Below are 25,956 nucleotides of genomic sequence, written 5' to 3'. Positions count from 1 at the left end.
TGCTTCACATCAAATTCATTACTTTTTATTATGATTAAACATTTGACCCATTCCATTAGGATATTTTTAAATGATTGTGCTGTGATGGCTTAATGTGCCTTTAATATCTCTAACACACCTTGCTCTATACGTAGCACATAATTAATGTCATTCATAATTGATGACGCTTGGGTGTTTTCTAGCTCACCTTGACCCAAACGCTGCAAAATATTGTAACGCATCTCTTCAAGCTCATCTGTTCTTTTGTCCAAATCCGACAGTTGACTGGCATCAGGCGACTGATTGAGCTGTTTTAAAAAAAAGAACAAATGTTCTCTAAGAGCTAAGTACTCATAATGAGCAGCGTTGTCAGAATCTGCCAAAAAATACGCCATGTTTTTTTGTAGGTGTTTACCATCCTTGACCATACCAAGCAAAGTAAATGCCACCAAATGCACCACCGTTAGTTCATCTTGGCGACTGTCTGCTTCATCAATATCCATTTTACTGGTAAAGTCCAAAATCTCACTATAAAGCGGTTTAATTTGCCATTCATATAATGCTTGCACATCAAGCTCAAACGGTGCAATGGGCTTATCTGGGGTGTAGCCATCTTGGTAGAGCTGTTCGTTTTTGACAAAAATGGCATGACAAATGACTTCGGTGGCAAGACTCATCAAATGACGAACTTCTTTTACCACCGCACGCATGGCAATGTCTGATGACAACAACGCATTTGGGTCAAGATAGCGTGGCATGACCGCTTGTGAGCCATCAGGCAAGGTTTTGGCTGGTTTTTTATCAGGAAGCATTTTGGTTAATACATCAGCCAATTTGTCTTGCCAACGCCAAAACACCACCACGCCAAACACGTTAAAAAGCGTATGAAATAACGCAAGCTGTATGAGTGGCGAAAAGTTGGCAGCTTGTGAAATGCTAGACACAATGGTCGTCATTGGCATCCACAACACAAAAGTTAATAATGCAGTAATGGCATTAAAAAACAGATGAGCCAACGCAAGCCGCTGTCCTGCTCGTTCACTGCCTATCGCCCCCATAAGTGCGGTCGTGGCAGATGAGCCTAGGTTTGAACCCACAGCAATGGCAAAGGCTTGTGGGAGTGTAATTTGCATACTCGCCAACGCTGTCAAGGTCAAAATTAAGGTTGCATGAGATGACTGCAACACGCAGGTCAATAAAAAACCAATGCCTGTAAAAATCAAAACTTCCATGGTGGGATTAAACTGCAAAGACGCAAAATCCATTTGCCCACCAAACGCCCCAAAGCCTTCTTTGATGGCATCAATCCCCATAAAAATCAGAGCCACCCCCACCAAAATCCGTCCAACCGCTTGGGTCTGCCCCCCAAAAAAACCCATCAAAATTCCAAAGACCAACATGGGGATTGCCACAGGCGACAAACTCACGCTTTGCCCTGCCAAAGCAAGTAGCCAAATGCCTGTGGTCGCTCCTAAGTTTGTCCCAAAAATGATGGCGATACCACCTGCCAGACCAATCATGCCTGTGCTGATAAAAGCAATGGTCAAAAGCGACACCAAGGTGCTAGATTGCAACACAAAAGTAGAGCCTACTCCAAACAAAAATCCACGAGCGGGCGTGGCAGTGCTTTTGGTCATCAGTCGTTCAAGCGTCCCGCCTGCGGTGCTACGAAGCCCTTCTTCTATACACTGCATACCAAACAAAAACAATGCCAAACCATAACACAGTTTTAACCATGCTAAGCTGTGCCAAAATGAAAACCCCAAAGCCACGATAAAAATCACAAGCAATAGGTAATTTAGGTATTTTTTTGAGCGATTGGAAAAGTTCATGGCGTGATGATAAAATTTTTAACCACAAAAACAGTGGGCTTATGTTAAATTTTGTCAAATAACAACTTTTAATTTGTGTTCATTTGTTAGTTGTCATCAAATGGTCATCATTTAAGGCGGTCATCATACCAATATTGATTTAATTTGGCAAATTGAAATTTTGTGGCAATCTGATATGCCCTAATAAACACATTCACCCATCATCTTTACCAAAACCGCCAACAAAAAACTCAAAAATGCAGACAGATTCTTGAAATCCCTTTGCACACCCCCATTAAGCGTATTTATTTGATGTAAGTACCACCATGAGCCAAATCCAGACCCTAGTAGACACCCTAAATGCCTACAAATCACTGCCCCACCATCAAAATCCCACCCTAAAATCCACACTCACCCAAATCCAACACTGGCAAAAACAACGCATCAAACACACTAATCACGCCCTGTTTAGTAACGACAAAACCGCCCCCCTAGCCAACTATTTGATAGATAGGATTTATGGTGATGATGATTTTGATTTGTTGGCTGACCAACTATTAACCGCAGGCAACAATGCCCTAAATGGCTCAGGCAAACTTGAAAAGCTCATTCCCAAAAATGCCTTAGGTGCAGGCGTTTTAGGGGTGCAATCTGCGGTACAAGCGGTCAAACTTGATTTAATGCTTGCCCAAATCCACCTAGCAGAACATCAGCACGCACCCCTAACTGATGCACTCATGCAAATACTATATCAAAAAGCCAATGCCAAAGACGCTCGTATCACTCAAATTCACGACATCAAGGACGTATGTCGCCAATCAGATAAATATTTTAACTCTTTTATCTTGCAAAACGCCTTTAAGCTTGCCAAAGGCATGGCTTATGATAATGGCTATCAACCCTTGTATGATTTTATCGGTGATGGGCTGTCTGCCATGAAACCCTTAAAAAACATTGATGATTTTGTTGCCCCTTTTGTGGCAAATGAACTTGCTGTTATTGAAAAAATCCATTTGACCTAACACACCATGAATTTATCCAACGAACTTATCCGCCTTGCCACGCAATTTTTTGCCGAACGCACCCAAAAGCCCATCACGCTTGACCCAACTGTTTTGGCGTATCGTTGGGTGGGTGGACATACAGGCACGCTTGTGCCCATTGATGTTCATTTATCGGTCAGTCTTGATGACCTGCTTGGCATTGACACCCAAAAACACAAACTCATCCAAAACACTCGCCAGTTTTTAAACAACTTACCTGCCAACCATGTGCTGATGACAGGCACTCGTGGGGCGGGCAAATCATCACTGATTCGAGCCTTATTAAACGCTTATCACCAAGATGGTCTCCGTATCATTGAAGTATCTCGTGATGATTTGATGTTTTTGGACAAAATCCGCCACGCCATCACACAAAATGGCAATAACTGTCGCTACATTGTTTATTGTGATGATTTGGCGTTTAATGGCCAAGATGAAAACTATCGCACCCTAAAAAGTGTGCTTGATGGGGCATTAGACAGCGAGCAAGAGCGTCTTTTGGTGTATGCTACCAGTAACCGCCGTCATCTATTGCCCCAACTGATGAAAGATAATGTCAATATCTACAACGGACAAACCGATGAAGTCAATCCCTTTGAGACCATTGACGAAACCGTTTCGCTGTCTGACCGCTTTGGGCTGTGGCTGTCGTTTTATCCAATGAATCAAGACTCTTATTTGGATATTGTCAGCCACTACTTACACAAAGCAAACATCCGCTTTGATGAGACCGCCAAAGCCGAAGCACTCAAATGGGCAAGCACTCGTGGTGGTCGCTCAGGGCGGATTGCCTATCAGTTTAGCCGTCATTGGGTGGGTCAAAGTCTATTGGGCTAACATTTGTATTTTATTTTATAAAACATAAATTTAATTTTTTATTAAAAAATCAATCTTTACAAACTCCTTAAATTTTTGTATGATAAAACCCTAATATATTTAGGGCTTGGGCTTGATTTTTCATTTAAAAATGAGTATCATTATCATTTAAATTCCTTATTCTAGATAAGGTATTTAAATGAAAAACTTAACCCATAAGGACCATTTATGAAACCCTTAAAAACCCTAATGCTTGGTTTTTCTTTGTGTTTGGCATTGGTAGGCTGCAACAAAACAGACACTCAAACACAGCAAACACAGCCCCAGCAAGACAAATTTACCGTCGTTACCACCTTTACTGTGATTGCTGACATCGCCCAAAATGTCGCTGGCGATGCGGCAGTGGTGGAGTCCATCACCAAGGCAGGGGCAGAGATTCATGACTATGAACCCACCCCAAAAGACATTGCCAAAGTGCAAACAGCCGATTTGATTTTATACAATGGCATGAATTTAGAGCGTTGGTTTGAAAAATTTTATCAAGATGCCAAAAACGTGCCTGCGGTGGTTGTTACAGATGGCATTACCCCCTTGCCCATCAAAGCAGGAGCTTATAAGGATTTGCCAAATCCCCATGCGTGGATGTCGCCAAGTAATGCCCTTGTTTATGTAGAAAACATCAAAAATGCTCTGGTACAGTATGACCCTGCCAACAAAGACACCTACATCAAAAACGCCCAAGAATACAGCCAAAAAATTAAAGACTTAGATGCACCTTTGCGTGCCAAACTGGACAAAATTCCCCAAGACAAACGCTGGCTGGTTACCAGTGAAGGGGCGTTTAGTTACTTAGCAAAAGATTATGGCTTACAAGAAGCCTATTTATGGGACATCAATGCCGAGCAACAAGGCTCGCCAAAGCAAGTCAAAGCCTTGATTGACATTGTGCGTACCAATAAAATCCCTGTGGTGTTTAGCGAAAGCACCATCTCTGACAAACCTGCCAAACAAGTTGCCAAAGAAACAGGGGCAAGCTATGGTGGCGTGCTGTATGTGGACAGTTTAAGTGAAAAAGACGGAGCTGTACCGACTTATCTTGACCTACTTAATGTTACTGTCAGCACAGTCGTCAAAGGTTTTGAAGACGCTCAGGCTCAAAAATAAAGCCCTTTGATACACCTGCGATAAAACCACCACATGACAGCATGGTAAAAGTGATGACTGGTTTTATCGCTAGATTTTTTATTGATTGATGTGCGATATTGGTTTTGGTATCAAGTTAAATGAAATATTCAAAATATCTGGCAATATCATCGGCTTGGATTTTTTATGTGGCTTATGGTATTTATGCTTATAGCAATTCAGATGTTGGGTTTTTTGAGCTGCTATCATCGCTTATCACAGGCATATTTTTACCATTTTATTTAATTCCCACAAGTCTTTTAGCTTTGGCTTTAATATTGGTTGCTGTACTTGTAAGCATTAAAAAATGGCGATATAAAATTTGGCTACTGGCGGTGATAAATTGGCTCTATGTGGGATTGATATTTTTTGTGGCGATGGCATTTGCTAGCGTTTGATTTAAAAAACATACAAATAATTCATATTTTTATCTTTTTTAAATTAATCACTATGGTTTTATGGAACTTTCTCAGCAATCTGTTGCCAAGATAGACGTACAAAATATCAGTGTACGTTATAATAATGGTCATACCGCCCTGTATGATGTCAATTTTACCCTAACAGGTGGGACGACGTGTGCCTTGGTGGGTGTCAATGGCTCAGGCAAATCCACACTATTTAAGGCAATCATGGGGCTAATCAAACCACAGACAGGACATATCCATCTGTGCGGACTGCCCACCAAACACGCCCTTAAACAAAATCTTGTTGCCTACGTTCCCCAAAGCGAAGAGGTGGACTGGCAGTTTCCTGTGTCGGTGTTTGATGTGGTGATGATGGGGCGTTATGGTCATATGAATTTTTTGCGTATCCCTAAACACATTGACCGTCAAAAAGTGGCAGACGCCATGGCTCGTGTGGACATCAATCATCTGGCTGACAGACAAATTAGTGAGCTGTCAGGTGGTCAAAAAAAACGAGTATTTTTGGCACGGGCTTTGGCACAAGAAAGCAAAATCATCTTGCTTGATGAGCCATTTACAGGCGTGGACGTTAAAACCGAAAAAGCGATTATGGCACTGCTTGATGAGCTTAGAGCCGATGGACATTTGATTTTGATTTCTACGCATAATCTTGGCACCATTCCTGAGTTTTGCGACCAAGTGGTAATGATAAATCGCACCGTGCTGGCTGCTGGCACCACCAAACAAACCTTTACCCAAGCCAATCTTGAAAAGGTCTTTGGTGGTGTGTTGCGTCAGATTCATTTAGCTGGTAAAGATTTGCATGATGATGATGACACGCGTGCAGTTACCATCTTGGCAGATGATGAAGTGCCTGCGGTGTTTTATGGGGTGCGTGAAGGAGAACCTGAAAGTACGCATTGTCATGAAGAGCCGTGGGCAAGTCGCACAGGACAGGTCAATATGAACAGCCCCAAACAAAAACTGACAAATCGCTCACACAGTACAACAAATGTCGTGGGTATTTTTAACCCCAAAACCCAAACTCAAACAAGCACAGCAAAGGATGACTCATGAGTGATTTTTTTATCCTGCTTGCTGAGCCATTTACTTATGATTATATGGTCAAAGCCATCGTATTATCATCTTTGGTGGGTGGCGTGTGTGCATTTTTGTCTGCTTATTTAATGCTCAAAGGCTGGTCGCTGATTGGCGATGCTCTATCACACGCTGTTGTGCCTGGGGTGGCGATTGCCTATGCTTTGGGCTTACCTTATGCACTTGGGGCATTTTTTTCAGGCATTTTGGCAAGTCTTGCGATTTTATGGATAAAATCACTCACCAAACTCAAAGAAGATGCGGTCATCGGCTTTATTTTTACCACTTTTTTTGCTTTGGGGCTGTTTATCATTTCCATCAATCCCACGTCTGTCAATGTTCAAGAGATTATTTTTGGTAATATTTTAGGCATATCAGATGGCGACATGATACAAGTGAGCATTGTCATGGCGGTATCTTTGGTGCTATTGTTAATTTTTTGGAAAGATTTACTGCTTGTGTTTTTTGATGAAATTCATGCCAAATCAGTAGGCTTATCACCCAAAGTCTATCAAGTGCTTTTTTTTAGCCTACTGAGTGCGTGCGTGGTGTCAGCACTACAAACCGTTGGAGCGATTTTGGTCATTGCCATGGTAATCACCCCAGGGGCAACCGCTTATCAACTGACAGATAAATTTCGCCCCTTGATAATGATTGCAGGTGCATTAGGCATCATCACAAGCGGACTTGGGGTGTATTTAAGCTATTATTTAGATGGGGCAACAGGTGGGGTGATTGTTTCTTTACAGACAGCATTATTTGTTTTGGCGTTTTTGTTTTCACCAAAGTTTGGTTTATTGACACAAAAAATAAAAAGCAAAAATGCTTAACAAACAATAAATTTCGCCCATCAATCATGCCCAAACAACCAAAATATTTTAGCACCCAACACAAAAAAGGAGCACATCATGAGCTGTCAAACCACCCCACTGACCAAAGTCCGTGCCGATAAATGGCTGTGGGCAGCCAGATTTTTTCGGACTCGCACACTTGCCAAAGAAGCGATAGAAGGCGGCAAAGTCCACATGAATGGTCAAAAAATCAAAACCAGCAAAGAGTTACAAGTGGGCGACACACTCACCATTCGCCAAGGACACGCCAGCGTTGCTGAACAAAAAACCATCATCATTAACGCACTGTCAGACAGTCGTGGCAATGCCACCATCGCCCAAACACTCTATACTGAGACCGAAGAGAGCATTGCCACACGAGCTTTTTTTGCTGAGCAACGCAAACTACAAAACCTAGCAAGACCTACCACCAAACCTGACAAAAAACAACGTCGTGATATTGAAAAATTTAAAAATCAATGGTGAATTTTGAATTTAAAAAACTCAATAAAAATGCTAAAATAACTCCTTTTTACCAAATCTCAGTCAAACCATGATGTTAATTTCGCCCCCTAATTCTGTGTTATTTGTTTGCCTTGGTAACATTTGTCGCAGCCCATCTGCCGAAGCGGTCATGAGACACATTGCCAAAAACAACAACCTTACCATACGATTTGATTCGGCAGGCACGGCAAATTATCATATTGGCGACAGTCCTGACACACGAGCCATACACGCCGGCAAAAGTTTGGGCTATGACTTATCCGACCTAAAAGCAAGGCAGGTAAACAAGCAAGATTTTTATGAGTTTGATGTGATTTTTGCCATGGATAACAGCAATTTAACCACACTACATCAGCTTATGCCAAACGATGCCACAGCCAAAGTTATGATGTTTGATGAAAGCGCTGTTGCCGACCCTTATTATGGCGATTTAAACGATTTTTATGCCATGTTTGAGCATATCCAAAAAGCAAGCAACTCTTGGCTTGACAAGTGGGCAATGGTACAAAAAAATGACTGATACTACAAAAATTTTAACCCATTATGACCTATCGCACGCCAACACCATGGCACTGTCTTGTGTCGCTCGTCATGCAATGATATTAGACAGCGACCAACGGCTTGCGGATGATTTGGCTGTTGCCTTGGCGTTTGCCAAAAATGCCAATTTGCCCATTTTTGTACTGTCAGGTGGCAGTAATGTCATCTTACCAAGCACATTAAACGCCCTTGTACTACTGCCCAAAACAACAGGCACTCAGCTCATCAGTCAAACCGAGCAAAGTGTAACGCTACAAGTTGCTTGCGGAGAAAACTGGCACCAATTTATCCAAACTTGCCTAAACCAAGGTTATTATGGGCTTGAAAATCTTGCCCTTATCCCTGGTCTGGTTGGGGCTTGCCCTGTTCAAAATATCGGTGCTTATGGCGTACAAGTATCTGATTTTATTGATAAAGTCATTGCTTATGATTTGCAAACTGGGCAGGCTTGCACCTTTGACAACACCGCTTGTGATTTTGGTTATCGCCACAGCTTTTTTAAGGACAACCCCAATCGCTACTTGATTAGCCATGTGGTGTTTCGCTTACAAAAAGCCCCTAACATTCTTACCAATTATGGCGATTTGGCAGATGTTTCTGGTAAGATTGCCAGTAAAAATGGACGCACCACACCCACGCCAATGGACGTGTTTGATGCAGTGGTACAAATCCGCCAAAGCAAACTGCCCGACCCTGCTGTTTTGGCTAATTGTGGTTCATTTTTTCAAAACCCCATCATTCCCATCAAACAGTTTCATGAGCTAAAAGCCAAATTTTCCGACCTGCCAAGCTATCTGGTTAATGATGATTTTATCAAACTTCCCGCAGGCTGGCTGATTGATAAAGCAGGTTTAAAAGGCAAAGGCATATTTCCGATTTTAACCCATGAAAAACAAGCCCTTGTGCTAACCAACCACCACCCACGCCATGCCAGTCAGCATGACATCAAGACTACCCAAGACTTTATCATCAACGCAGTCAAAACCATGTTTGGCGTAAGCTTGGTGCGTGAACCTGTGTGGTTAGATGAGCACATCTGATGAAGGGGTTTTTAAAAAAAATCTGGCGAATCATCAAACTGTTATGTCTTGCAAGCATCATCTCAGCCTTGCTGGTACTCACCCCGCTTTTTGCCGATATGGGCGTGATTGCTCTTAATCTATTTAGTAAAATCACCCTAAAATCCACCGCCACTCCTGCCAATGCAACGGTTGTGCTTGGTGGCGGTTTAACCAAAAAAAACGGTAAAATCCTTCTCAATCATTATAGCCGAAGCCGTGCAGACGCCGTCATTGCCCTACATGAACAAAACGCCCTACCCATCATCACCAGTGGTGCAGAATCACCGTGGCTACAAGACTATCTTAAACAGCACTTAGTCAGCCGTGGCAACCGCCCCATCATCATCAGCGACAATGCCAGCATGAACACTTGTGAAAATGCCATTTTTACCGCCAAACTGCTGTCTCACCATGAAATTGGCACAACGGTAAACCTAATCACTGACCGCTACCACATGGCAAGAGCCAGACGACAATTTGCACGAGCAGGCATTGACACCATCGCACAGCCAGCCAACCTTGATATTGCACCAAGCTGGACAGATTTTCGCAAAAATTTGGTGCATTCACGGCGAACTGCTTATGAGATGGCGGCATTGGCACGAGATATTTTTCGCCCCCAAAACAACTGCCGAAACAGCGACCAAATCACCCTAGAAGAAATCAGTACGCCCAGACGCAAAGCCAAAGTTTTCTCATTAATAACATATTGATTTTATTATAAATACTAAAATTTTAGAAAAATTTTCAAAAAACCACTTGCAATCTAATCAAATTTGTATATAATACGCACTCATTGGAAGCTTGGCAGAGCGGTTGAATGCACCGGTCTTGAAAACCGGCGTGGGTTTGTAGCCCACCGAGAGTTCGAATCTCTCAGCTTCCGCCATATAAAATCACCGTCCTATTTGGGCGGTTTTTTATTGAGTAAATTTAAATTTCACCTTGACAAAATCCCCCCAAGTCTTAAAATAGAGCTTTTAATCAGCAAAGCTCACCGCCATGACCACACAAACTTTAACCATCACCGCCCCAGATGACTGGCACATCCATTTGCGTGATAATCAAGCCTTAGACACCACTGTTCCCCATGCAGCAAGCAGCTTTCACCGTGTCATTTGCATGCCAAATTTGACCCCCCCCGTCAAAACCACCGAGCAAGCAGTTGCTTATCGCAAACGCATCTTAACCGCTCTTGCCAAAGCAAACATATCAGATGACCGCAAAGCAAATTTTGACCCACGCATGGTACTGTACTTGACTGACCATACCATGCCTGATGAGATTGCTGTTGCCAAAACATCTGGGATTGTCTCTGCCGTCAAACTCTATCCTGCCGGAGCAACCACCAACTCAGCAGACGGCGTAACGGACATTTTGGGGCGGTCATCTGTCTTTGAAGCCATGCAAAAACATGGCATACCACTACTGGTACATGGTGAAGTTACTCATGCTGATGTGGATATTTTTGACCGTGAAAAACGCTTTTTGGATGAAATTTTAAGTGTCATCATCAAAAATTTCCCCAAGCTGAAAGTTGTCATGGAGCACATCACCACTGCTGATGCTGCTGATTTTTGTTTGGCTCAGGCAGATAACATCGCAGCAACCATCACGCCACAGCATCTACTTTTTAACCGCAATCATCTGCTGGTTGGTGGTGTCAAGCCCCACTTTTATTGTTTGCCAATCTTAAAACGTGAACGCCACCAAAAGCGTCTGCTAGAAGTTGCCACATCAGGCAACCCCAAATTCTTTTTAGGCACAGACTCCGCCCCCCATGCCACCCACACCAAAGAAGCTGCTTGTGGCTGTGCTGGCTGTTACTCCGCTCCCCATGCCCTACCCTTATATGCCACCGCTTTTGAAAGCGTCAATGCTCTTGATAAACTGGAAAATTTTGCCAGTATTTTTGGGGCAAAATTTTATGAGCTACCCATCAATACCAACACAATCACTCTTGTCAAAAAAGAGCAAGTTATCGCTAATAATTATCCTTATCTTGATGGCAAAACCCTAACTCCGCTACTTGCAGGACAAACATTGGCGTGGTCATTGCATGAATGAATTAACAAAAAACGCGCAAAGTCCCCTTGCCAAACGCTTTCGTGGTTTTATGCCTGTGGTGGTGGACGTGGAGACCGCAGGTTTTAATGCCAAAACAGATGCACTTTTAGAGATTGCCTGCATTCCTATTTTGATGAATGATGATGGCAAACTGGTGCAAGGCGAAGCTCTAAACGCCCATATTGAGCCGTTTGTCGGCGCAAATTTAGAGCCGTCCGCCTTAGAGTTTACAGGCATCAAAGTAGATAGCCCGCTTCGCAAAGCCATCGCCCAAGATGAAAAAGTCGCCATTCGCAAAATTTTTAAAGCCCTAAAAGAGCTAAAAAAACAGCACGGTTGTCGCCAGTGCATTTTGGTGGGGCATAATGCTCATTTTGATTTGGCGTTTTTAAATGCCGTCATCGCTCGCACCAACTCCAAAAACCATTCGCCTTTTCATGCGTTTAGTGTGCTAGATACTGCCAGTTTGTCCGCCCTTGCTTATGGACAAACGGTACTGGCCAAAACCTGCTTACTAGCTGGGATTGAGTTTGACAACAGCCACGCCCACTCAGCACTTTATGACACCCAAAAAACTGCTGAATTGTTTTGTAAGATTTTTAATGAATTGCCCATGCTGACCACAAAATCTGATTAACTTTAATCAAAGTAAGGAAAAATCATGCCATCATTTGACATCGTCTCAGAATTAAACGTCCAAGAAGTGCGTAACGCCATTGGTAACACCGAAAAAGAAATTGCCACTCGCTTTGATTTTCGTGGCAGCAACATCACCGTAGAGCTCAACGACAAAGCCAAAACTGTTACCATCACCTGCGATAACGACCTGCAAGCAGATAATGTCTACGCCATCTTTGAAAAACAACTCATCAAACGCGGTGTGGATTTGCAATCACTTGACCCACAAGACAAAGCCCAATCAGGCAAGACCACCAAACTTATCATCAATCTAAAAGATGGGCTAGACAGCGATACCGCCAAAAAAATCAGCAAAGCCATCAAAGAGAGTGATTTAAAAGTATCCGCCAGCATTCAAGGCGATAAAATCCGTGTTAATGACAAAAAAAGAGACAATCTTCAAGCCTGTATGGCATTTTTAAAAGAAAAATCTTTTGGCATGCCATTGCAGTTTAACAACTTTAAAGACTAAAAGCAAAGCAGAATTATTTTAAACATCAATGAGTTAAAAAAATATTTAAATTTTTTTTAAAAACTTATTGACTGGCAAAAATAATCTGCTATAATAGCCCCACTTTTGAGAGATACGGTGAAAGCGTTCAAAAGTTAGTAAAACGATGTCAAATAATCAGTTTTACACCTTGTGCTCCATTCGTCTAGAGGCCTAGGACACCGCCCTTTCACGGCGGCGACAGGGGTTCGAATCCCCTATGGAGTGCCAATATTCAAAAACCATGTTGCTGACAACATGGTTTTTACTTTTTAGGTGGCTGTTGAATATGTCAGCATATTATCTGCCGAATGATACCACTAAATATCATCTCTTTTTTATCATTTTCAACAAACAATATCAACCAATTTTACCACTGGCACACTTTGAAAGTAAAAGCAAAATTTGTTTATTGGTTTTTATCTTTTGATGTCAAAAAATTTACAAAAACAATAAAGTCGGTCAAATCTGTTTTTGTTAAACTATACCCCCACCCCAAAAAGCCAATACCATGACAAGCCCCATACTTCCTACTCAATACCTGCTGTATGGCGATGATGGCTATGACAGCCATGTGGTCTGCTTGCTTTTAGAAGAAAAGGGTTTGGATTATCATTATCGCCTTATTACAGAACGTCCAGAATTTTTGGCAGATTTAAACCCCTATAACACCCTGCCCATACTCGCCACTCGGGATTTGATACTGTATGAAATCAATGTCATTTTTGAATACCTAGAAGAGCGACACAAAGCCACGCCCCTACTGCCTGACACACCCCAACAAAAAGCTCAAATCCGACTTTTGGCATGGCGGTTGCAGCAAGATTGGCTTAAACTTGGACGAATTTTGCTCACACATCCCGACAGCTTTAATACAACACAAGCTCAACACGCCAAAAAATCCTTATCAGATTCACTCATCACACTATCGCCTTTATTTGCTCGTCAGCCATTTTTTATGAGCGAACAGATTGGTTGGTGCGATATTTTGCTTGCACCCTTATTGTGGCGGTTATCTGACATGGGGCTTGATTTGCCTTGCCAACTTTGTCGTCCTTTGTTAGACTATGCACAAAGACTCTTTGATAGACCAAGTTTTATGCGTTCTATCAACCCACCCTTGCAGGAAGATGATGATGACCTCTAACCCAAAACGTCCCTACTTTGTCCGTGCCATGCACGAATGGCTAAGCGATAACGGCTTTACGCCTTATTTGATGGTGGACATCAATACCCCAAATCTGCTGGCTCCCACCGAGTACGCCCAAGATGGACGGTTGGTGCTTGCCATCTCATATCAAGCAACCAACAACCTTCTGATAGATAATGATGGCATTTCTTTTGCAGCTCGTTTTGGCGGTGTCTCCAAAGATGTGTGGATACCCATGCAAGCAGTTCTTGGTATATACGCCAAAGAAGACACCGAACACAGCTTATTTTTTGACCCCAGCGAATACGACAATCACACACCGCCCACCCCACCCAACAACGATAAACCCAAAGGCGGGCATTTAAAATTTGTCTAAACCAATCAACTCGCTGATAAAGCGAGTTTTTTATTCAAAAGCAACATTCCGATTTTCTATCGCTCTTTTTATCAAAAACAGCACGCCACCTGCCATCACCACCATGGGTAATAAAAATACAAAGCACGCAAACCACTCTTCTTTGGACATATAAACCAACGCAAACATCGCTGCAAGCAACACGCATGGGCATAAAATATACATCATCAACCAAGAAAAAACGCCCATATAATTATAAAAACCCACTGACAAATATTCTGACAACTCACCCACATCATCACCCATCATCTCATGATATTGTGCCACCTCTGCTTTGGCATTTTTTAAGGGCATTCTTGCCAAATAACACAACACAACCATCATCACCAAAAATACGCCAACGCCAATAAAATGGCTGATGGTAAACATTAAAAATGCGATGATTAAAGATAAAACTGCAAGCAATCCAAATAAAATCCGCCATGCCCAGCCACCTGCACCAAGGCGAGAGTTGATTTGTTTGGATTTTAATTTTTGAGCAAGCTGTTGTTCTTGCTGGTTGGCTTTTAATTGTTCATCGCTGATAAATGCCATATCGCGAATCACTCTTTTATTGATAAAGAAAAATGCCGCAGATGGTATGCCAAATAAAATCATTGCCCAGATAAATTGTTGCATTTTTTTATGCTGAGTGGCTTTAAATTTATCAGCTTGGTGATGAAATTCATAAATCTTTTGACCACCAACATCTATTTCATAAGCCAAACCTTCATAATGATATACGGTGGCGGTTTGACCTTTATGGGCATATGCTAGCTCACAATCATCATAATTATCATCATCACAATGCAACCGTGTGCCATTGATGGTTAAATAATAATAGCTTTTTGAATTTTTACCACTGCCACGCACATATTCATGTTCATTGGGGATAATGCCTGTCAGCACTTGGGCTTGGGATTTATCGCTAATCAGCTCAGGCTGAAACAATAGCCCTGAATTAAATATTCCTGCATATAAAAGCCCAATCAAGGGCATTAAAAATACAGTGTTGTTTTTAACGATTGGGGGATTTTTATATTTATAAACAATAATCACGCTAACAATCAACATTAGGGCAATCATAAAGACATACAATCCCCCTGCCAAAAAATACCCCAATATCAATAAAATCGTCCATGTCCCCAGATAAATCCAGAAAAATTGAGCAGGACTAATCTCATCAATAATGTCTAAAATTTCATCAAATAAAGCCATTCGTATTTCCAAAAATTTTTGGGTATCATAGCACAGCCATCGTGGCGTTAAGAGTGATTTTAGGCTATAATATCCGCCATTTATCCCAAAAGCCCATCAAAAAGGTACGCCATGACAACAAAACGCCAAATTCTTGTAACCAACGCCCTACCGTATGCCAACGGCTCAATTCATCTGGGACATTTGCTGGGCTACATTCAAGCTGATGTTTGGGTGCGAGCCATGCGCGCGATGGAACATGATGTGATTTATGTGTGTGCCGATGATGCTCATGGCACTGCCATTATGTTACGAGCCGAAGCAAATGGCATTAGCCCTGATGAGCAAATCAAAAATGTACAAGTAGAGCATGAGCGTGATTTTGCAGATTTTGGCATCTCTTTTGACCACTATGACAGCACACATTCAGACACCAACCGCCAGCTTGCAGAGTCCATTTATCTGGCAAATCACCAAGCAGGCAATATCAGCATACGCCCTGTAACACAGCTATTTGACCCCCAAAAACAAATGTTTTTGTCCGACCGTTTCATCAAAGGCACTTGCCCCAAATGTCAGTCAGGTGACCAATACGGCGACTCCTGCGAAGTATGTGGCACAACCTACAACGCCACTGAACTCATCAATCCCCGCTCCACCCTAAGTGGTGCAACACCTGTGCAAAAATCTTCTGACCATTATTTTTTTAATCTGCCAAATTTTAGCCAGTTTTTGCAAAACTGGACACGAGATAAAGGTCGCCTACCCACCTCCATCGCCAACAAATTAGATGAATGGTTTGAAGCAGGTCTGACAGATTGGGACATTAGCCGAGATGCCCCCTATTTTGGCTTTAAAATCCCCAATACTGATGATAAATATTTTTATGTGTGGGTGGATGCCCCCATTGGCTATATGGCAAGTTTTAAAAATTATCTAAACACCTGCCGTCCTGATGTCAGTTTTGATGATTATTGGCAAAAAGACAGTCAAGCCGAAGTGTATCATTTTATTGGCAAAGACATTGTTTATTTTCATGCCTTGTTCTGGCCTGCCATGCTGTCAGGAGCAAACTATCGCACACCAACATCACTGTTTGTCAATGGTTTTTTGACTATCAATGGTGAAAAGATGAGCAAATCTCGTGGCACATTCATCAAAGCCGAAACCTATCTAAAATACCTAAATCCTGAATATTTACGCTACTATTTTGCCTCCAAGCTTTCTGACAAGGTAGAAGATTCTGATTTAAATTTGGACGATTTTATCGCCAAAGTAAACTCGGATTTGGTGGGTAAAGTGGTCAATATCGCCAGTCGCTGTGCCAAATTCATCAACACCCAGTTTGACAACCAGTTATCTAACGAGTGTGCTGAGCCTGAGCTTGTAGAGCGGTTTATCAAAGCAGGCGACAGCATTATCACCCACTACGAAAACCGAGAATTTAGCAGTGCCATTCGTGAGATTATGGCACTTGCCGACCTTGCCAATCAATACATTGATGACAAAAAGCCGTGGGCTCTCGCCAAAGACCCTGCCAATGCCAAGCAAGTGCAGGCGGTATGTTCGGTTGGGCTAAACCTATTTCATAAAATCATGGTGTATCTGTCGCCTGTGCTACCAACTTTGGCACAAAAATCACAGCAGTTTTTAAATGTAGATAACTTTGATTTTAGTGCCAGATTTGACATTTTGACACATGCTATCCACGAATTTACACCACTCATGCAACGCATTGACCCCAAAAAAGTGCAGGCGATGATTGATGATTCTAAGGAAAATCTACAACCTGCCAATCCCAAATCTGGTAAAAACGATAAAAAAGAGTGCGACAAAATGGAAAACCAAAACGAATTTATTGGCATTGATGACTTTGCCAAAGTACAAATGAAAGTTGCCAAAGTACTTGAATGCAATAAAGTAGAAGGGGCGGATAAACTGTTGCAGTTCACCCTTGATGTTGGTGATGTTGATGAAAATGGCACACCCAAAACCCGCAATGTGTTTAGTGGCATTGCCAAGTTTTATCAGCCAGAAGAATTGCAAGGCAAAACGGTGATTTGTGTTAGCAACCTTGCCCCCCGCAAAATGAAATTTGGCGTGTCAGAAGGCATGATTTTATCGGCTGAAAAAGACGGGCAATTGACGGTCGTGCTACTGCCTGATAGCATGGTGGCAGGAGCGACATTCGCCTGATTAAGGCTAACTTAGGTCTGCCATCTTTTTTCCAAATCAAGTAAGGTTTGTTTGATGGTCAAACCACCCGTATAGCCACCAAGTGTCCCATCAGACGCTATCACACGATGGCAAGGGACGATGAGCGAGATAAGATTTTTGCCATTAGCATTGGCACAAGCACGAAAGGCGGTTGGTTTGCCGATTTGCTCTGCCAATGCTTTATAACTGATGGTGTCGCCATAAGGAATATTTAACAACGCTTGCCATACTTTGATTTGAAATGGCGTGCCATGTGATATGTCAAGTGGTATGGTAAAGTCTTGACGCTCACCCTTAAAATATTCGTCCAGCTCCTTGATGGTTTGTAAGGCGATTTTATGATTGTCATCATGGGGGTCAAGCTTGTCAGCAGCGACAAAAACCGCTTGTTGATTAATGTCATCAAGCAGTTTTTGGGTTTTATCATGATACCAATCCAAAACCAACAATTTGCCTGCTTTGATTGTCAGGCTTATCATGGGTAAGTTATTTGGTGGATAATAATGGGTGCTTATCATGGCTTATCCTTATACATCAAATCATCAACTAAAATAAACTGCCGTTCCACATTAACAACTTTGAAAAATCTGCAATCATTGACAAGCCCATCATCATCTACATACCAAAACGCAAGCTGATTATCCACTTACCATTACTAACAGCCCAAACTGATATCACTCTTGAAAACCGCCAAACCATACCCATTTAGTCAGATATCAGATTTTGGAGTATTATCATGAACATACCACGCACTCACATACAAAAACCTGAACTTTGGCAGTTTCCGATGGACTATCCCATGAGTATCATCGGACATGAAGGCGAACATGACAGCCTACGCCATGAAGTTACTTTGATTTTGGCAGAGATTTTTCCTGATTTTGACCACGCCAGCATACAAGTTCAACCATCTAAAACAGGGCGTTTTCACTCATTAAGAGTGCGTTTGCACCTACAAAATGCCGACGAAGTAAATCGCTTATACACAGCACTTGACCAAGCAAAAACGGTCAAAACTGTCGTATAATCCCACAACAAGGGCGTTATCATACGCCCTTTTATGACGTAGCCATCACACGCATATTGTCATTATAAAACTCACAAAAACTGGCTAACCAAATGATTGACATAACGAAAGCCCATTTTTGTAGGAGCAATGACATCAGGATGAAACACCATAAATCCTTGGTGTTGCAAAGGCAGCATTTCATTATCAATGGTGCTAATCAGTAGCCCTGTCCGCTTTTCAAAAGTATCCACGCTAACCCCATCTGCCAAACGTAAAGCATTCATCATAAACTCAAAAGGCAAATTTTCCTCTTTGATACGCTCAAAACTCACCATCTTTGGGTAAAGCTCATAACTTAGATAATCCTTGGGCGTGCGTGATTTGTAAAACCGATACACCCCATCAGCAAAACGATGGCTGTTCAACAAAGTTACCTTACCATGAGCCCCTGCCCCAATGGCTAAATAGTCGCCAAATTGCCAATAATTGACATTGTGCCGACAGACTGTGTCGTACTCCCCTACCCATGCTGACACTTCATAATTCACAAATCCCGCCTGCGTCAGACTTGCCCGCCCTGCATTTTCTATGGCTTCCAAGGTCTTCTCATCAGGCAGACTTGGTGGATTGCGATAAAAGGCAGTGTTTGGCTCCAAGGTAAGCTGATACCACGACAGATGTGTCGCCCCACACATTAAAGCTGTTTGTATGTCAGTAACTGCCAAATCAGGGGTTTGCTCAGGCAATGCGTACATCAAATCCACATTTATCCGTGTAAATCCTGCCTCTTTGGCTTGTATGATGGCGTTTTTGGCTTCATCTGCCCCATGCACTCGCCCCAACACTTGCAACGCTTTGTCATTAAAACTTTGCACGCCAATAGAAACACGATTAATGCCCAAGGATAAATATTCGGCAAATGGGGCGTGTTCTATGGTGGCAGGGTTCACCTCCAAACTAATCTCACAATCATCACTAAAATCAAACAGCTCTCTTAGTCCAGCAAAAAGCTGTTTATAATGACGCACAGGCAACAAAGATGGCGTGCCACCCCCAATAAATACTGAGCTGATGGGTCGGCGTTGCACAAATTCAAGCTGACTGCTGGCATCTGCCAACAATGCTTTGACATAATCATCAAATTGCCCATCTGCCAAAGCATCATCGCTTTTGATGGCGTGTGAATTAAAATCACAATATGGACATTTTTTGACACACCACGGCACATGAATGTATAACGCCAAAGGTATAAAGGCAGGGTCAAGGGTTAAATCGTGGTCGCTAGGGTCGCCAAATTCGCTCATGTCTATTTCCGTGTTTATGCTTGGTTATCTGATTCAAACTGCATTAAGCAAAATTTTGTGTCCAAATGTTGCTCCAAGGCAGGCAAGTTAAATGCATCATTTTCACCCACCAAGCTGATGGCAACGCCTGTTTGCCCTGCTCTGCCTGTCCGCCCAATGCGATGTACATAGTCATCAGGCAAATCAGGCAATGTGTAGTTAATCACATGACTGACATCGTCCACATGAATGCCGCGCCCTGCTACGTCGGTTGCCACCAATACTTTGACATCGCCATCTTTAAACTGCTGTAAATATCGCTCTCTTTTACTTTGAGCAACATCGCCTGACAACATGGCAACTTGTACATGACGGCGTAAATTGTCATACAAACGTTTGACTTGGTCTTTACGATTGGCAAAGATGATGGTCTTTTTTACATCTGCTTGTGCCAAAAACTGTTTAATGGCAACAAATTTTTGTTTTTCGGTCAAAAGATAAAACTGTTGCTTAATATTTTTGTTGGTGCGACTTTCTGGCATAATCTCCACAAATGTGGGGCGATACAACCAACGATAAGCCAAATTCATGACATCGGTATTAAATGTTGCTGAAAATAGCAAACTTTGGCGATGGGTATTTGGGGGCATTTTGCTAATGATGCGTTTGACATCAGGAATAAACCCCATATCAAGCATACGGTCAGCCTCATCAAGCACCAACACCTCAGTGCGGTCAAGAAACAATTTACCACGACCGACCCAATCTATCAGTCGCCCCGGTGTGGCAATCAAAATGTCAAGTGGTCGGCGATATAACTGAGCTTCTTGTTTTTCAAAATCTGCCCCACCCGTCATGCACAAAGCATATAACTTGCTAAATTTGATAAATTCTCGGCAATCAGTAAAAATCTGCTGAGCCAGCTCTCGGGTAGGTGCCAAAATCACCGCCCTAGGTTCTGCCAAATAACGTGTTTCATCTTTGGCAAAGGGGCGAGCGTGCAAAGCCTCTATGAGCGTGATTAAAAAAGTGGCGGTTTTGCCTGTGCCTGTTTGGGCTTGACCGATGGCATCTTGACCAGCTAGGGTGTGTGGCAAGATTTGGGCTTGAATGGGAGTTAATTTATCAAAACCCAATGCTTCTAAGGCTTGGTGCGTGGTGGGCGACAAAGGCAATTCACAAAATCGCTCAAATTCTAACTTATCTGCCGTTTGCATCATGCCCCCAAATCATCCAAACACGCCACCAAAGCCGTATCCACCACCTGACTGATAAAGGCTTCTTTGTCTTCTTTGGTGTTTTGTACAGGCATTGTATAGATAATATCTAGCCCCTTTTTCCAAGAATCGCCCACAAAGCCCACAAAGTTTTTATCACTAAATCGCTTGGACAGTTGCTGAATATCTCTTTCTAGCTGTCTTTGGGTTTTTTGTTTGCTGGTGCCTTTTTGATGCTCAACAGCGACATTATAAACACCACTTGTTACCACCATGCACATGGCAACTGCTTGTTCATTGACCTGTACTTGTGGGTCGTTTGCATAAGTAGGCAGTACAGACAACACCCCCAATGCCCATAAAAATCGTTTCATCTCATACTCTTTTTTGGATAAAAATAGCATTGTACCACAATTTAAAGTATGCCCGCCTTTTATAAGATATTTTACAAAAAAGAAATAATTTAGCAAAATTAAGTCGCCTTTGCTTGATTGTCAAAATACGAAATAAAACTCAATACGCCACACAAACCCCTTAAAAACACGTGTTAAATTTGTTACAATACGCCATCAATTAAGGACACCACCATGACTCAACTTAACCGACATCTGCTCATTATTAATGGGGCAAATCTGCACCTACTTGGCAAACGTGAACCCCACATCTACGGCTCAACCACCCTATCTGACATAGAACATCGCCTAAATCAAACCGCCACCGCCCACCAAGTTCGCCTAACTTTTATCCAGTCCAATCATGAAGGCGTGCTTGTAGATGCCTTAGGTGAGTTTGGACTGTTTGCTGGCAATGAGTGTGTTGATGGCGTGATTATCAATCCTGCTGGCTTTACTCATACGTCTGTGGTACTAAGAGATGCCCTGCTTGCGTGCAACAAACCTTTTATAGAAGTGCATTTATCCAACATTCATGCTCGTGAGCCATTTCGTCATCATTCTTATTTTTCAGATAAGGCGGTTGGGGTCATCTGTGGGCTGGGCGATATTGGCTATGACATGGCTTTAAAATGGTTTTTAACCCATCTATATCAATCAACACAGGATAATTAACATGACAACGATTGTGGCATATACAGATGGTGCTTGTAAAGGTAATGGCAAAGATGGTGCCAGTCAAGGCGGTTATGGGGCTCATATTCGCTACCCAAATGGCGACATTCATAACCTATGGTCAGGCGAAAAAGACACCACCAATAATCGCATGGAAATTTTGGGAGCGATACTTGCAGTTAAAAATACACCTGCCAACCAACCTTTAACGATTTTTACCGATTCAGGCTACGTTAAAAACGCCATGACCAAGTGGCTGGCAGGCTGGAAGAAAAACGGCTGGAAAAAAGCAGACAAAAATCCCCCTGAAAATCTAGACCTTTGGCAAACATTAGACACACTTTGTCAAAATCGTGATATTACTTGGCAATGGGTCAAAGGTCATGATGGGGATTTGGGCAATGAAACTGCTGACCGTTTGGCAAATTTGGGTGTATCAGACACAGGTGATGAATTTATTAAAGCGGATAATTTTAATGACCCACCGCCACCATCTGTGCCATCAACACCACATCAATTTGCCAGACACCATCAGCAAAATCCTGATTATGATGGCGATACGTCTCGGCTAAACCCTAACTTTTGGGCAGTAATTCCTGACCCCATTAACCGTGACAAGTCAGAACGTCAGCTTATCATGGATACTGAGACCACAGGACTTCATGCCGACAAGGGCGACCGCATTGTAGAAGTAGGTATCATTGAAATGGTGGGGCGTAAGTTTACAGGGGTACAACTTCATGTGTATCTTAATCCTGACAAACTTATGGACGACGAAGTCATCAAAGTTCATGGCATCAGTAATGAGTTTTTGAGTGATAAACCCAGATTTTCTGATGTTGCCAAATATTTGTATGAGTTTATGAAAGGCTCAGAGCTGATCGCTCATAATGCCACCTTTGATATGAACTTTTTGCAGATGGAGTTTCAAAAAGCAGGTTTTGATGATTTTTTGCAGACGGTGGACGTTACCGATTCACTCGTATTGGCCCGCAAACTCTATCCTGGTCAAAAAAACAGCTTAGACGCCTTGGTTCGTCGTTTAGATGTAGGCAAAAGAGACCGCACCTTTCACGGGGCATTATTGGACTCAGAGATTTTGGCAGAAGTGTATCTGGCGATGACCAGTGGTCAGATTGCTCTTGCCATAGAAGATGACAGCCAAGAAACCCAAGAAACCCAAGCGGTTCATTTTAGTGATTTGAGCAAATATGCGTCCATGTTGGTTCAATCTCAATCCGATGACAACGCTGATTTGGCTTGGCGACAAACGGTATTAAAGGCGTAAACCGACACAAAACCTTACCAAAGGTCATTTTTAACAGATAAAATTCTCGTTTTTATTATCATTAAATGATACAATAGGTCATTTACTAAATTGTTACAAAAACTTACAAGAATAGGAAAATACTTACACTATGTTAAAAATTTTTAATAATACACTTGCAGTTTTGATAAAAACCTGTTTATAATGCACACATACGTCTATTTTTTAATCAGACATTTAACAAAGGTTGCTTATGACATCACCATTACAGACGAATAGCTCCACCAACTTTGACTTTGCATCATTACACCTACTAAATCATGAAATTGACGTGGTTTTAAAAGACGCTGAGGTCAATTTAAGAGAATTTTATGATGACGCAAGTCAAGCTCCTTTATTGCTAGACTCCGCCAAAAATCTTAGCCAACTTTCTAAGGTATTTAGCCTTATCAGTTTTGATGGAGCAGACTTTTTGGCTTGCACCCTATCAAGAGCCTACGCCAAAATCAGTCAATCAGCAGAAGATGACCAAGAAGACTTTATGACTGATGTCTCTGAGGCGGTGATGGTGCTTGACCGCTATGTAGAATTTACGCTATTGACAGAACAGTTGCAGCCTGCTTTACTGCTAGACATCATCAACAAACTACGCAAGCATTTAGGTGGCAACCCCATTACCAACGACACACTTCGCCAAAAAAGTCATAGCGTGGTCATCTCCAACCCCCAAGAACAATACGCCCCTTTATCAAGTCTTGGGTTAGACACAAAGGCATTGATTTTGGCGTACCGTCAGGGTTTATTTGTGCTACTGTCTCACCAAGAAGGCACGCCATCAGCAAAGGATTTACAAAAAATCCAAGGGTTATCGCAAGTTTGTGCAACCATTGCGACACATTCAGACACGCTGTTTTGGCAAAGCGCCAAGTCTTTGACACAAGACATCGCCCAAGATTTGCCACTTAGCAACACCAAAAAACGCATTTTAATTTATCTAGAACAACAGCTGTCATATCATGCTGATGTCAATGACACACGTTTTGCTCAAATGGTCAGCATGGCGTGCCAAAAAGATGTGGAATTTGCCCTGCTTGCCACTCAAAAATACGCCCTAAATCAGATTAATGGCGATGAGTTTAAAGCAATGCAACGCTTTTTGTTTGGTCCAAACCGTGAGATTGTCTCTACAATAAATACACTGGTTCAAGAAGAGATAGAAAGCATCAAACGCCAAGTAGATACGCTTGTTCGCACTGATGGACAAGTGGCAGATGGCGAACCCATTACTCCCAAAGACATCGCTTTGCACTTGATGACACTTGCTAAAACTTTACATTTATTAAAGCTGACAGATGCTCGTGATGCTCTGATGGAAGCTAGCAAGCAGGTCAGCACTTGGGAGAGACCCACGCTTGATGAGCTAGATGCTCTACTAGATAAGCTACTTATTGCTGAGAACGCTGCCATCTTTTTGGCAAAAACACACACACCAAAAGCGATCAAATTCCAAAGACACGACCAAGACATCTCACTGCACTTATTAGATGTGGCATATGAAACCCTTGTCAAAGAAGCTCGCTATAACCTGCTTAACATCTCATCAGTATTAAGCGACTTTCTAAACAACCAGCAAAACGACAATCTACAAGCCACGCCACAGCTCATCCGCCAAGTCTCAGGAGCAACCGCCTTTTTACAAATGCCATCTGTCTCCAAACAGCTTAGCAAACTTGCTCATAAATTAGAGACAGGATTATTAAATAGACTGACTGAAATGCCAAACGACAAGCTGTCTTGGCTGACTCGCCACTGGGCAGATGTTTTGGTAACGGCAGACATAGAGCTCGAAAACTTCACCGAAAACCGCCCAACCAATCAGCAAGCCCTTTTGGTGAGTGAACGCAGTCTCAATAAACTGCTGACCGCTTGATGGCTACATGGGCATGGGTTATTGATGGGCAAAGTGTCTATTGTCAAGATGGTTTGCCCCATCGCCATTTTATCCCCACAGACAGCACAGCCATTGACCATCAAAGTGCCTTGGCACTCAACATAGATTTGTCAGCAGGTGAGTTCATCAGCTATCGTATGCTTGTTAGCTCGCTAGACATTCATCTTGCTTGTCAGCTATCGTGTGCCATACAACAGATTCATCACCAAAATACGCACAAATACTGCTCTTATTGTGGGACGGCTTTTTTAACCGCCACTTCGCACACTTGCCCAAACTGCCATCATCACAGCTACCCCATCATCTCGCCTTGTGTCATTACCGCCGTAATACGCCCAAATCCCACCACCCAAAAAACACAAATCCTACTTGCCAAACATCATCGTCATACCAGTATTTATAGCTTGATTGCAGGCTTTGTAGAAATGGGTGAGACTTTGGAGATGGCAGTATGTCGTGAAGTGGCAGAAGAAGTGGGTATAAAAATAAACACACCAAACTACTCAGGCAGTCAGGCGTGGCCTTATCCCAGCAATCTGATGGTAGGTTTTGTCGCTCGCTATCACTCAGGAGATATTGTTTTACAAGCTGATGAGCTTGCTGATGCTCGCTTTTTTGACATAGACAACTTGCCTGCCATCGCCCCAAAAGGCACCATCGCTCGCAAAATCATTGATAAAATTTGCTCATCTGATGGCTGA

27 protein-coding genes and 2 tRNA genes are annotated in these 25,956 nt (G+C 42.5%); 23 read left to right on the top strand and 6 right to left on the bottom strand.

The annotated features are described in order from the left end of the window. Positions 1 to 89 precede the first annotated feature (89 nt). On the bottom strand, positions 90 to 1,811 hold the full coding sequence (locus CEW93_RS03535; protein WP_089540161.1) for a Na/Pi cotransporter family protein: 1,722 nt from the start codon (positions 1,809 to 1,811) through the stop codon (positions 90 to 92). Between the two features lie 305 nt (positions 1,812 to 2,116). Here CEW93_RS03535 and CEW93_RS03530 point away from each other — a divergent pair, with 305 nt between their 5' ends. The 17 genes from CEW93_RS03530 (at position 2,117) to CEW93_RS03450 (ending at position 14,029) form a co-directional block, all read left to right on the top strand. Continuing rightward, a complete protein-coding gene (locus CEW93_RS03530) occupies positions 2,117 to 2,812 on the top strand; it encodes a hypothetical protein (protein WP_089540163.1) in 696 nt (231 codons plus the stop codon). A 6-nt stretch (positions 2,813 to 2,818) separates the two neighbouring features. After that, positions 2,819 to 3,670 carry an ATP-binding protein gene (locus CEW93_RS03525; protein WP_089540164.1) on the top strand — a complete coding sequence of 284 codons (852 nt, stop codon included), beginning with the start codon at positions 2,819 to 2,821 and terminating at the stop codon, positions 3,668 to 3,670. Positions 3,671 to 3,877: 207 nt separating this feature from the next. Beyond that, the gene (locus tag CEW93_RS03520) at positions 3,878 to 4,813 is read left to right on the top strand and encodes a metal ABC transporter substrate-binding protein (RefSeq protein ID WP_089540166.1); all 936 of its coding nucleotides are present in this window, start codon (positions 3,878 to 3,880) and stop codon (positions 4,811 to 4,813) included. A 119-nt stretch (positions 4,814 to 4,932) separates the two neighbouring features. Continuing rightward, complete coding sequence (locus tag CEW93_RS03515) at positions 4,933 to 5,229, top strand: hypothetical protein (protein WP_089540168.1); 297 nt, start codon at positions 4,933 to 4,935, stop codon at positions 5,227 to 5,229. Positions 5,230 to 5,289: 60 nt separating this feature from the next. After that, positions 5,290 to 6,312, top strand: a complete 1,023-nt coding sequence (locus tag CEW93_RS03510; RefSeq protein ID WP_089540170.1) for a metal ABC transporter ATP-binding protein — start codon at positions 5,290 to 5,292, stop codon at positions 6,310 to 6,312. Then, positions 6,309 to 7,163 carry a metal ABC transporter permease gene (locus CEW93_RS03505; RefSeq protein WP_089540172.1) on the top strand — a complete coding sequence of 285 codons (855 nt, stop codon included), beginning with the start codon at positions 6,309 to 6,311 and terminating at the stop codon, positions 7,161 to 7,163. The genes CEW93_RS03510 and CEW93_RS03505 overlap by 4 nt, the downstream gene beginning before the upstream one ends. Before the next feature lie 78 nt (positions 7,164 to 7,241). Then, positions 7,242 to 7,649 carry an RNA-binding S4 domain-containing protein gene (locus CEW93_RS03500; protein WP_089540174.1) on the top strand — a complete coding sequence of 136 codons (408 nt, stop codon included), beginning with the start codon at positions 7,242 to 7,244 and terminating at the stop codon, positions 7,647 to 7,649. Between the two features lie 67 nt (positions 7,650 to 7,716). After that, positions 7,717 to 8,187 (top strand): low molecular weight protein-tyrosine-phosphatase, encoded by a 471-nt coding sequence (locus tag CEW93_RS03495; protein WP_255503921.1) that lies wholly within the window; start codon positions 7,717 to 7,719, stop codon positions 8,185 to 8,187. Continuing rightward, positions 8,180 to 9,247: a UDP-N-acetylmuramate dehydrogenase gene (gene murB / locus CEW93_RS03490; RefSeq protein ID WP_089540176.1), complete on the top strand. Its 1,068-nt coding sequence runs from the start codon at positions 8,180 to 8,182 to the stop codon at positions 9,245 to 9,247. Before CEW93_RS03495 ends, murB begins: the two co-directional genes overlap by 8 nt. Further along, on the top strand, positions 9,247 to 9,981 hold the full coding sequence (locus tag CEW93_RS03485) for a YdcF family protein (protein WP_089540178.1): 735 nt from the start codon (positions 9,247 to 9,249) through the stop codon (positions 9,979 to 9,981). Before murB ends, CEW93_RS03485 begins: the two co-directional genes overlap by 1 nt. Before the next feature lie 85 nt (positions 9,982 to 10,066). Then, a tRNA-Ser gene (locus CEW93_RS03480) sits at positions 10,067 to 10,157 on the top strand. Positions 10,158 to 10,270: 113 nt separating this feature from the next. Then, positions 10,271 to 11,335, top strand: coding sequence for a dihydroorotase (gene pyrC / locus CEW93_RS03475; RefSeq protein WP_089540180.1), 1,065 nt, complete (start codon positions 10,271 to 10,273; stop codon positions 11,333 to 11,335). Then, positions 11,328 to 11,972 carry a ribonuclease T gene (gene rnt / locus CEW93_RS03470; protein WP_089540182.1) on the top strand — a complete coding sequence of 215 codons (645 nt, stop codon included), beginning with the start codon at positions 11,328 to 11,330 and terminating at the stop codon, positions 11,970 to 11,972. The genes pyrC and rnt overlap by 8 nt, the downstream gene beginning before the upstream one ends. A 24-nt stretch (positions 11,973 to 11,996) precedes the next feature. Next, positions 11,997 to 12,485, top strand: coding sequence for a YajQ family cyclic di-GMP-binding protein (locus tag CEW93_RS03465; protein ID WP_089540184.1), 489 nt, complete (start codon positions 11,997 to 11,999; stop codon positions 12,483 to 12,485). A 173-nt stretch (positions 12,486 to 12,658) separates the two neighbouring features. Next, a tRNA-Glu gene (locus CEW93_RS03460) sits at positions 12,659 to 12,734 on the top strand. A 280-nt stretch (positions 12,735 to 13,014) separates the two neighbouring features. Further along, complete coding sequence (locus CEW93_RS03455) at positions 13,015 to 13,650, top strand: glutathione S-transferase N-terminal domain-containing protein (protein WP_089540188.1); 636 nt, start codon at positions 13,015 to 13,017, stop codon at positions 13,648 to 13,650. After that, on the top strand, positions 13,637 to 14,029 hold the full coding sequence (locus CEW93_RS03450; RefSeq protein WP_255503920.1) for a stringent starvation protein B: 393 nt from the start codon (positions 13,637 to 13,639) through the stop codon (positions 14,027 to 14,029). The genes CEW93_RS03455 and CEW93_RS03450 overlap by 14 nt, the downstream gene beginning before the upstream one ends. Before the next feature lie 30 nt (positions 14,030 to 14,059). On the opposite strand, the gene CEW93_RS03445 is transcribed toward CEW93_RS03450, so the two are convergent. After that, positions 14,060 to 15,265, bottom strand: coding sequence for a hypothetical protein (locus CEW93_RS03445; RefSeq protein ID WP_089540191.1), 1,206 nt, complete (start codon positions 15,263 to 15,265; stop codon positions 14,060 to 14,062). A 111-nt stretch (positions 15,266 to 15,376) separates the two neighbouring features. On the opposite strand from CEW93_RS03445, the gene metG reads away from it, so the two are divergent. Further along, complete coding sequence (metG, locus tag CEW93_RS03440) at positions 15,377 to 17,440, top strand: methionine--tRNA ligase (RefSeq protein ID WP_089540193.1); 2,064 nt, start codon at positions 15,377 to 15,379, stop codon at positions 17,438 to 17,440. A gap of 11 nt (positions 17,441 to 17,451) precedes the next feature. Here metG and CEW93_RS03435 read toward each other — a convergent pair whose 3' ends face one another. Next, positions 17,452 to 17,979: a methylated-DNA--[protein]-cysteine S-methyltransferase gene (locus CEW93_RS03435; protein ID WP_089540195.1), complete on the bottom strand. Its 528-nt coding sequence runs from the start codon at positions 17,977 to 17,979 to the stop codon at positions 17,452 to 17,454. 218 nt (positions 17,980 to 18,197) lie between these two features. Between CEW93_RS03435 and CEW93_RS03430 the strand changes: the two genes are divergently transcribed. Continuing rightward, the gene (locus tag CEW93_RS03430) at positions 18,198 to 18,488 is read left to right on the top strand and encodes a YbeD family protein (protein ID WP_089540197.1); all 291 of its coding nucleotides are present in this window, start codon (positions 18,198 to 18,200) and stop codon (positions 18,486 to 18,488) included. Between the two features lie 71 nt (positions 18,489 to 18,559). On the opposite strand, the gene hemW is transcribed toward CEW93_RS03430, so the two are convergent. The 3 genes from hemW to CEW93_RS03415 are packed head-to-tail and all read right to left on the bottom strand — an operon-like array spanning position 18,560 to position 21,344. Beyond that, positions 18,560 to 19,774 carry a radical SAM family heme chaperone HemW gene (gene hemW / locus CEW93_RS03425; protein ID WP_089540199.1) on the bottom strand — a complete coding sequence of 405 codons (1,215 nt, stop codon included), beginning with the start codon at positions 19,772 to 19,774 and terminating at the stop codon, positions 18,560 to 18,562. Between the two features lie 14 nt (positions 19,775 to 19,788). After that, on the bottom strand, positions 19,789 to 20,970 hold the full coding sequence (locus tag CEW93_RS03420) for a DEAD/DEAH box helicase (RefSeq protein ID WP_089540201.1): 1,182 nt from the start codon (positions 20,968 to 20,970) through the stop codon (positions 19,789 to 19,791). After that, positions 20,970 to 21,344, bottom strand: a complete 375-nt coding sequence (locus CEW93_RS03415) for a hypothetical protein (protein WP_143822783.1) — start codon at positions 21,342 to 21,344, stop codon at positions 20,970 to 20,972. The genes CEW93_RS03420 and CEW93_RS03415 overlap by 1 nt, the downstream gene beginning before the upstream one ends. A gap of 213 nt (positions 21,345 to 21,557) precedes the next feature. On the opposite strand from CEW93_RS03415, the gene aroQ reads away from it, so the two are divergent. From aroQ to nudC, 4 genes are all read left to right on the top strand, one after another. After that, positions 21,558 to 22,037: a type II 3-dehydroquinate dehydratase gene (gene aroQ / locus CEW93_RS03410; RefSeq protein ID WP_089540204.1), complete on the top strand. Its 480-nt coding sequence runs from the start codon at positions 21,558 to 21,560 to the stop codon at positions 22,035 to 22,037. Between the two features lies 1 nt (position 22,038). Beyond that, a complete protein-coding gene (dnaQ, locus tag CEW93_RS03405) occupies positions 22,039 to 23,325 on the top strand; it encodes a DNA polymerase III subunit epsilon (protein ID WP_089540206.1) in 1,287 nt (428 codons plus the stop codon). 232 nt (positions 23,326 to 23,557) lie between these two features. Further along, positions 23,558 to 25,234 carry a hypothetical protein gene (locus CEW93_RS03400; RefSeq protein WP_089540207.1) on the top strand — a complete coding sequence of 559 codons (1,677 nt, stop codon included), beginning with the start codon at positions 23,558 to 23,560 and terminating at the stop codon, positions 25,232 to 25,234. Beyond that, positions 25,234 to 25,956, top strand: coding sequence for an NAD(+) diphosphatase (gene nudC, locus CEW93_RS03395; protein WP_089540209.1), 723 nt, complete (start codon positions 25,234 to 25,236; stop codon positions 25,954 to 25,956). Before CEW93_RS03400 ends, nudC begins: the two co-directional genes overlap by 1 nt.

This window comes from Moraxella sp. VT-16-12 (assembly GCF_002224245.2).
Taxonomy (GTDB): Bacteria; Pseudomonadota; Gammaproteobacteria; order Pseudomonadales; family Moraxellaceae; genus Moraxella.
This window is presented reverse-complemented; position numbering and strand designations above follow the sequence as displayed.